The sequence below is a fragment of the Pseudomonas sp. DrBHI1 genome (assembly GCF_002205115.1).
Classification (GTDB): Bacteria; Pseudomonadota; Gammaproteobacteria; order Pseudomonadales; family Pseudomonadaceae; genus Aquipseudomonas; species Aquipseudomonas mosselii.
Genome location: NZ_NIBE01000050.1, coordinates 61,248 through 68,753 on the forward strand (window position 1 = coordinate 61,248; position 7,506 = coordinate 68,753).

Sequence of the window (7,506 nt, forward strand, 5' to 3'; positions counted from 1 at the left end):
GCATGCCATTGCACCACGCCCAGCGCCTCGATCTGGAACTGGCTGCGCAGCGTGCGCCCCTCTTCCTCGAACGACAGCTGCAGCACGAAATGGCCGCTGTTGAGCAACAACCCTTCGCTGAGTCGGGCGAAGGTCTCGTCATCCACCGCGCCCAGCGCCTGGCGCAATGCCGTGGCATCCACATAGCCCGCCGCCGGCCGGCCGCTGATGATGCGGCTGAGCATCGAACGGGAAAACTGCCCCTCGTACAGGGCCTCCAGCAACGGCAGGTGCTCCAGCCCCAGGGCGTTGGCATTGAGTCGCCAGCCACCGGTCGATGGCAGTGCGCAGAGCATTCGGTAGCGGCTTTGTCGGCCACTGTCCGGCTCCAACAGCAGGTTGAGCTCACTGGTGTCGAGCATTGGCTGGTTGGCCGCCAACCGGGGTGGCTGCTGGCGCAGGTACTGGGCACTCTCGGCCCCTTGCAAGCGGGCATCGCTGTCGGCATCCAGCCAGTCGGCCAGGGCATCGACCAGCCGCTCGGCGGCCATGTCGTCGCCGAGCAGGTGGCGTAGCTGGCGCTCGGCCCGTGGTCCGTCCTCGCCCAGCAGGGCATTGACGTTGAAGCATGTGTGCTGGTCGATCACCCGCAGTTGCGCCTTGCCGGCACCGAAGTCATAGGCCAACGGCTGCCCACGCAGGGCCTGCCAGAACAGCGGGCTGGCCCGCCAAGCCGGATCGCGCAGGGCCTGGGAGGCATAGGCCAGCCCGGCCTGCTCCATGGCCCGTACCTGCACCCGCTGGTGCAACAGGCGCACCTCGTCCACCTGGCGCCGGCCATCTTCCACCAGCCAGGCCAGCCCCGCCGCGAGCATCGCCAGCACCACCAGCACCATCAGCAGTGCCGCGCCCTGTTGTCGCCTGCGCCCCATCCCTGTCTTCCTGTCAGCGGTAAAAAGCGCCAGTCAACACGCCCGTTGTTTCAGCCAGATGGCAGTCATGTGCCCGTCATCTGCACAAGGCAGGATTGGCCTTCTTTTTCTTTGGCCTGACAGGAGTGGTCTTACATGGGTGGCATCGGAATCTGGCAATTGGTGATCGTGCTGTTGATCGTCTTCCTGCTGTTCGGCACCAAGCGTCTCAAGGGGCTGGGCAGTGATGTCGGTGAAGCGATCCAGGGCTTTCGCAAGTCCATGGGGGGTACTGCCGACAATGGCGTCGAGCAGCAACCCCAGGTGCTGAACAATCAGCCGGTGCAGCAGGCGCAAACGGATCGTCAGGCCTGATGTTCGAGATCGGCTTCACCGAACTGCTGCTGGTCGGCATCGTCGCCTTGCTGGTGCTCGGCCCCGAGCGCCTGCCGGTGGCGGCGCGTACCCTCGGCCGTGGGCTGGGCCAGGCCCGTCGGGCGCTGAATGCGTTGAAGGCGCAGGTGGAGCGGGAGATCGACATGCCCGCCCTGGATGCCGCGCCGTTGCAGCGCCTGGAGCAGGAGATCCGCCAAGGCATCCAGCTCGACGCGACGCCGGCCAATGACCCGACCCCGGTCGTCCACACCAAGGAAAGCGCCTGATGTCCCTCGCCCTCGACCAGGCGGCGCGCATGCCGCTGACCGACCACCTGCGCGACCTGCGCAAGCGCCTGGTGCGCTGCCTGCTGGTGGTTGCGCTGGTGTTCTGCGGCTTGTTCCCTTTCGCCCAGACGCTGTACACGCAGATCTCCGAACCGCTGCGCCGCTACCTGCCCGAAGGCGCCAGCATGATCGCCACCAGCGTCACCTCGCCGTTCCTCACGCCGTTCAAGCTGACGGCGATGTGCGCGCTGTTCGTCGCCATGCCGCTGCTGCTGCACCAGGCCTGGGGCTTCATCGCCCCGGGGCTGTACCGCCGCGAACGGCGCATCGCCCTGCCGTTGCTGGTGTCGAGCATCCTGCTGTTCTACGGCGGCATGGCGTTCGCGTTCTTCCTGGTGTTCCCGATGATGTTCGGCTTCTTCGCCAGCGTGACCCCGGACGGGGTGGCGATGATGACCGACATCGGCTTGTACCTGGACTTCATCCTGGCACTGTTTTTGGCGTTCGGCCTGGCCTTCGAGATCCCGGTGGCGACCTTCATCGTGGTCTGGGCGGGGCTGACCGACGTGGCCACGCTGCGGCGCAGCCGGCCCTATGTGATCGTCGGCTGCTTCGTGGTGGGGATGATCATGACGCCGCCGGATGTGTTTTCCCAGACCCTGCTGGCGGTGCCGATGTGGGTGCTGTTCGAGGTGGGGTTGCTGGCGTGTGGGTTGGTGCGCCGGGCGGGGTAGACCGATGGATTGTCGGGGCTGCTTTGCAGCCCCCCGGGTGTCATGAGGTCTTCCTGTTCAACCCCACCTCCATGTCATCGATCAGCGCCTTGGCCATGGCACTGAGGATTCGCGCCGAGCTGCCGGCCAGCAGGTCACCCTCCATTTCCGCCTCGCAGGTCAGGTGGCGAATGCAGCCAAGCAGCACCGACAACTCGCTGAAGGCGTCCTCGAAGGAAACGCCTGGCTCGACCTTGAACAGGTCCAGGCAGACCGTGCGGCCTGCGGTGTGGCCGCGAGTCATGGTCGGACCTGCGGCTTGTGTTCGAGCAGGGCGCAGGCCAGTTGGCCGAGGTAGTCGCTGGCGGTGAACAGGCGGTCCTGGGCTTCTCCGGGTTCGGTCTTGAAGTAGATATCGAGGACATCGGAAATGGCGGTGGCCACTTCGACGGCGGCGGTCATGGCCTCATCGCGGGTGAGCGTGGAACGGATACTGATGGAGGGTGCGAGACGGGGCGGGTCAGGTACGCGTTTTTTCATTGGGAAGTTCCTTCGTGATTAACAGGAACCGCCACTTGATCGTTCTCACATGATTGGGTGGCAGCCGTACACGGAGTGAGAACCCGGTCACGAAGAAAACCGGTCAGGCAGAGCCTGCCCGCGCACGGCTGCCATAGCAGAGCGGCGTTCTTCGTGATGCGGGTTCTCACACCCGGTCACCAAATGTGGCGACCCGGTGAAGTTATCCCTGGGGTATTTCCCCGACAACGCGGCAGCTTCCGGCAAGCGCGTAGGATAGTTCCCAAGCTTTGCTGGCTGAAGCATTTGGTTTCAGGTTCGGAAATATCCGACAGTCTTTGAGATCGCCGGGGCTGCTGCGTAGCCCTTTCGCGACACAAGCCCGCTCCCACAGGATATGTGCCAGTTCTGCCATGGTGCGGTCCCTGTGGGAGCGGCCTTGCCGGGGCGCCGGACCGGTCGGAAAGGGGCGCAAAGCGCCCCCAGAATCAAGAACGAGATTCCTGATCGGACCAGTGGTATTGACCTGGTATTAAAGTGGTATTAATTTCCACCCAACAACAATACCGGACACCGCCCATGCGTCCTCTATCGGCCCTGCGCCCCGACGACACCAGCGCCACCCCGCTCTACCTGCAGCTGGCGCGCAACCTTGAGCAGGCCATCCACGCCGGCCAATGGACCGCCGACCAGGCGCTGCCCTCGGAGCGCACCCTCAGCGAAACCCTGGACATCTCCCGGGTCACCGCGCGCAAGGCCCTTGAGGTCCTGCTCGAACAAGGCCTGATCCATCGCATCCAGGGCTCCGGCACCTTCATCACGCCACGCCTCGAACAACCCCTGTCACGTCTGTCGAGCTTTAGCGAAATGCTGCGCATGAAGGGCTTCGTGCCCAGCTCCCAGTGGCTCGAGCGCAGCATCGGCACCCCGAGCAACGACGAACTGATCCGCCTCGGCCTGTCGCCCACCGACCAGGTGGTCCACCTCAAGCGCCTGCGCAAGGCCGACGATATCGTCATGGCGGTGGAGGTCAGCACCCTGCCCGCCCGACTGCTCGGCGACCCGCAGGCCATCGGCGATTCGCTCTACCAGCACCTCGACCGGCTCGGCCGCCCGGTGGTCCGCGCCCTGCAACACATCCGCGCAATCAACGCCAGCGACGAACTGGCCGCCCAGGTGGGCATCGCCCCCGGCACCGCCATGCTGCTGATGACCCGTATCGGCTACCTCGACGACAACACCGCCATCGAGCTGACCGACACCTACTGCCGCAACGACTACTACGACTTCGTCGCCGAACTGCGACGCTGACCGGAGCCCCCATGGACATCGCCAACATCCTCACCCCCGACGGCTGGGTGCGCGGACAACTGCACCTCGAAAACGGCCGCATCCGGGCCATCGAGGGCACGCCATGCGACCCGCAGACCAACGACCTGCCGTATCTGCTGCCCGGGTTCATCGACCTGCACGTGCACGGGGGTGGAGGCAGCGACATCATGCAGGGCGGCGACGCCTTCGCCACCATCGCCCGTACCCACCGGCGTTTCGGCACCACTTCGCTGCTGGCCACCACCATGACCGCGCCCCGCGAGGAGCTGACCCGCGTGCTCGCCGAACTAGGCGAACACCTCAAGCAACCGCGCCAGGGCGCGCGCATCCTCGGCGTGCACCTGGAAGGCCCGTACATCAACCCCGGCAAGCTCGGCGCGCAGCCGAACTTCGCCCACCAGGCGCTGCTCGACGAGGTCGAGCAATACCTGGCCCTGGCGCCGATCAAGGTCATCACCATCGCCCCGGAAATCGCCGGCCACCTGCCGCTGATCCAGGCCCTGAGCCAGCGCGGCATCCGCCTGCAGCTCGGCCATACCCTGGGCAGCTACGAAGAAGGCGTGGCAGCCCTGGAGGCCGGCGCCACCAGCTTCACCCACCTGTACAACGCCATGAGCCCGCTGCACCACCGCGAGCCGGGCATCGTCGGCGCGGCCCTGGCCCATGCCCGCTACGCCGAGCTGATTCCCGACCTGCTGCACGTGCACCCCGGCGCCATGCGCGTGGCCCTGCGCTCGATCCCGTGCCTGTACTGCGTGACCGACTCCACCGCCGCCGCCGGCATGCCCGACGGCGAATACCGCCTGGGCAGCCACACCGTGACCAAGTGCCTGGGCGGCGTGCGCCTGCCCGACGGCACCCTGGCCGGCAGCACCCTGACCATGGACCAGGCCCTGCGCAACCTGGTGAAGATCGGCCTGCCGCTGTCCGAAGCCTCCGAGCGCCTGTCCCGCCATCCCGCCGATTATCTCGGCATCGCCGACCGTGGCCGCCTGCAACCGGGCGCCTGGGCCGACGCGGTGCTGCTGGACCGCCAACTGAACCTGACCGCCGTGATGATCGAAGGAGAAACCGCATGAGTTCAAGGATGCTCGAAGAAGCCCGCGCCTGCGCCGAGGTCGTCGAACGTCAGACGCAGACGCTGGACCCGCGCCTGGAAACCCTGGCCGAACAGCTGCGCCGGCTCGATCCGCAAGTGGCGCTGACCGTGGCCCGGGGCAGCTCGGACCACGCCGCCAGCTACTTCGCCTACATCGCCATGCAGCAGCTGGGCCTGCCGGTGGCTTCGCTGCCGATGTCGGTGGTGACCCTGCAGCAGGCGCCACTGCGAGTACGTGGCCAAGTGGCGCTGGGCTTCTCGCAGTCGGGCCAGAGCCCGGACCTGGTCGACAGCCTGCGCCGCCTGGGCCAGTGCGGGGCGACCACGGTCTCGCTGGTCAACGCCGAAGGCTCGCCCCTGGAGCAGGCCTGCCAGCACCACTTGCCGCTGTGCGCAGGCCCTGAGCTGTCGGTGGCGGCGACCAAGAGCTTCGTCGCCACCCTGGCAGCCGGCGCCCGCCTGGTCGCCCACTGGGGCCAGGATCGCGCCCTGCAGGAAGCCGGCCTTGCCCTGCCCGCGCAGCTGCGCGAGGCCGCCGGGCAAGACTGGAGCCCGGCCATCGATACCCTGCGCGACAGCGAGCGCCTGATGGTGATCGGCCGCGGCGCGGGCTTCGCCATCGCCCAGGAGGCCGCGCTCAAACTCAAGGAAACCTCGGTGATCCAGGCCGAGGCCTTCAGCAGCGCCGAAGTGCGCCATGGCCCGATGGCCCTGATCGATGCCCAGTACCCGCTGCTGGTGTTCGCCCCCCGTGGCGTCGAGCAGGCCGGGTTGCTGCAGCTGGCCGCCGACATGCGCCAGCGCGGCGCCCGCGTGCTGTTGGCGGCACCAGCCGATATCGCCGGGCGCGACCTCACCCTGAGCGGCGCCGAACACCCGGCCCTGGACCCGCTGCTGGCGATCCAGAGCTTCTACATCATGGCCGCGGCCCTGGCCGAGGCCCGCGACCTCGACCCCGACCAGCCGCGCCACCTGAGCAAAGTGACCTGCACGCAGTGAAGCCGCGAGGAACAGCGCATGCCCGACAATAACAAGATCATCCTCCATGCCCCGCTCGCCGGACCGCAGGTACCGCTGGACCAGGTACCGGACCCGGTGTTCAGCAGCGGCACCCTGGGCGACGGCGTCGCCATCGACCCGTTGAACGACGTGCTGCACGCGCCCTGCGCCGGTGAAGTGGTGCAACTGGCGCGCACCGGCCATGCGCTGACCCTGCGCGCGGCCAACGGCGCGGAAGTCCTCTTGCATATCGGTGTCGACACCGTGCAGCTGCAGGGGCGCGGTTTCTCGCCGCTGGTGGCGCTGGGCGACCAAGTGAAACAGGGACAACCGCTGGTGCGCTTCGACATGGACCTGGTGGCGCAGCACTGCGTCAGCCTGGTCACCGTGGTGCTGGTCAGCAACGGCCCGGGCTTTGGCCTGACGCGACTGGACACAGGTGCTTCGCGCCTGGGCGCGGCGCTGCTGGAGGTCGAGGCCACGGGCAGCGAAGCGCAGGCACGACCGGTCAGCCATGAGCGCGCACGCGGTCATGCCCGGGTCGCTCATCACGGCGGCCTGCATGCCCGCCCCGCTGCCCTGCTGCGCCAGACCGCGCAAGGCTTCCAGAGCCATGCCGTGCTGCGCTTCGCCGAGCGCGAGGCCGACCTCAACAGCCTGGTGGCGGTCATGGGCCTGGGCGTTGGTGAAGGCGCCGAAGTCGAACTGATTTGCACCGGGCCGGACAGCCAGGCCGCGCTGCAGGCATTGATCGCCGCCGTGCAGACCGCCTCGGTCGGTGAACGCCATGCCCCCCACGTGCCCACCAGTGCCGCCACGCCCAAGCCCAATGCAGAGCCCGGCGTGCTCAACGGTGTCTGCGCCGCCCCCGGCCTCGCCCTCGGGCCACTGGCGCGCCTGGACGGCATCAGCCTGCCGGCGGACAGCGGCGACAACGACCCCGGCGAGCAGCACCAAGCGCTGAACAGCGCCCTGGCCGAGGTCCGCCATGCCATCGACCGCGACTGGCGGCACCTGCCTCGCGGCCAGGAGGACGCGGCGGCGATTCTCGAGGCCCACCTGGCCCTGCTCGACGACCCGGCTCTGCTCGGCGATGCCCGCCAGCATATCGCTGGCGGCGTCGCCGCCAGCCATGCCTGGAGCCGCGCCATCGAGACCCAGTGCCAGGTCCTGCGCAGCCTGGGCAACCCGTTGCTGGCCGAGCGCGCCAACGACCTCTACGACCTGCAGCAGCGGGTGCTGCGCGCCCTGCTCGGCGAAACCCGGCAACTGCGCCTGCCACCGGCGGCCAT

Annotated in this window: 10 protein-coding genes; 7 read left to right on the forward strand and 3 right to left on the reverse strand. The window is 67.8% G+C overall.

Annotation, left to right across the window (positions count from 1 at the left end; genetic code table 11):
- The coding region (gene gspK, locus CC207_RS09165; RefSeq protein ID WP_088851992.1) for a type II secretion system minor pseudopilin GspK at window positions 1-911 on the reverse strand (911 nt) is incomplete at its 3' end.
- 135 nt (window positions 912-1,046) lie between these two features.
- Here gspK and tatA point away from each other — a divergent pair.
- Genes tatA through tatC form a run of 3 tightly spaced genes read left to right on the forward strand, consistent with a single transcriptional unit; the run spans window position 1,047 to window position 2,286 of the window.
- On the forward strand, window positions 1,047-1,265 hold the full coding sequence (gene tatA, locus CC207_RS09170; RefSeq protein ID WP_062574996.1) for a twin-arginine translocase TatA/TatE family subunit: 219 nt from the start codon (window positions 1,047-1,049) through the stop codon (window positions 1,263-1,265).
- The gene (gene tatB, locus CC207_RS09175) at window positions 1,265-1,552 is read left to right on the forward strand and encodes a Sec-independent protein translocase protein TatB (RefSeq protein WP_028691617.1); all 288 of its coding nucleotides are present in this window, start codon (window positions 1,265-1,267) and stop codon (window positions 1,550-1,552) included. The genes tatA and tatB overlap by 1 nt, the downstream gene beginning before the upstream one ends.
- On the forward strand, window positions 1,552-2,286 hold the full coding sequence (gene tatC, locus CC207_RS09180) for a twin-arginine translocase subunit TatC (RefSeq protein WP_088851973.1): 735 nt from the start codon (window positions 1,552-1,554) through the stop codon (window positions 2,284-2,286). The genes tatB and tatC overlap by 1 nt, the downstream gene beginning before the upstream one ends.
- Before the next feature lie 40 nt (window positions 2,287-2,326).
- On the opposite strand, the gene CC207_RS09185 is transcribed toward tatC, so the two are convergent.
- Together CC207_RS09185 and CC207_RS09190 are read right to left on the reverse strand one after the other, a co-directional pair.
- Window positions 2,327-2,569, reverse strand: coding sequence for a DUF3077 domain-containing protein (locus tag CC207_RS09185; protein ID WP_028691619.1), 243 nt, complete (start codon window positions 2,567-2,569; stop codon window positions 2,327-2,329).
- Complete coding sequence (locus CC207_RS09190) at window positions 2,566-2,805, reverse strand: hypothetical protein (RefSeq protein ID WP_088851974.1); 240 nt, start codon at window positions 2,803-2,805, stop codon at window positions 2,566-2,568. The genes CC207_RS09185 and CC207_RS09190 overlap by 4 nt, the downstream gene beginning before the upstream one ends.
- A gap of 558 nt (window positions 2,806-3,363) precedes the next feature.
- Between CC207_RS09190 and CC207_RS09195 the strand changes: the two genes are divergently transcribed.
- The 4 genes from CC207_RS09195 to CC207_RS27480 form a co-directional block, all read left to right on the forward strand.
- Entirely contained in the window at window positions 3,364-4,095 is a 732-nt protein-coding gene (locus CC207_RS09195) for a GntR family transcriptional regulator (protein ID WP_028691621.1), read from the forward strand.
- A gap of 11 nt (window positions 4,096-4,106) precedes the next feature.
- Window positions 4,107-5,195, forward strand: a complete 1,089-nt coding sequence (gene nagA, locus CC207_RS09200) for an N-acetylglucosamine-6-phosphate deacetylase (protein WP_028691622.1) — start codon at window positions 4,107-4,109, stop codon at window positions 5,193-5,195.
- Window positions 5,192-6,214, forward strand: a complete 1,023-nt coding sequence (locus CC207_RS09205) for an SIS domain-containing protein (protein ID WP_088851975.1) — start codon at window positions 5,192-5,194, stop codon at window positions 6,212-6,214. Before nagA ends, CC207_RS09205 begins: the two co-directional genes overlap by 4 nt.
- Before the next feature lie 18 nt (window positions 6,215-6,232).
- Window positions 6,233-7,506 (forward strand): glucose PTS transporter subunit IIA (locus CC207_RS27480; protein WP_256582053.1); only part of this gene is annotated, 1,274 nt, incomplete at its 3' end.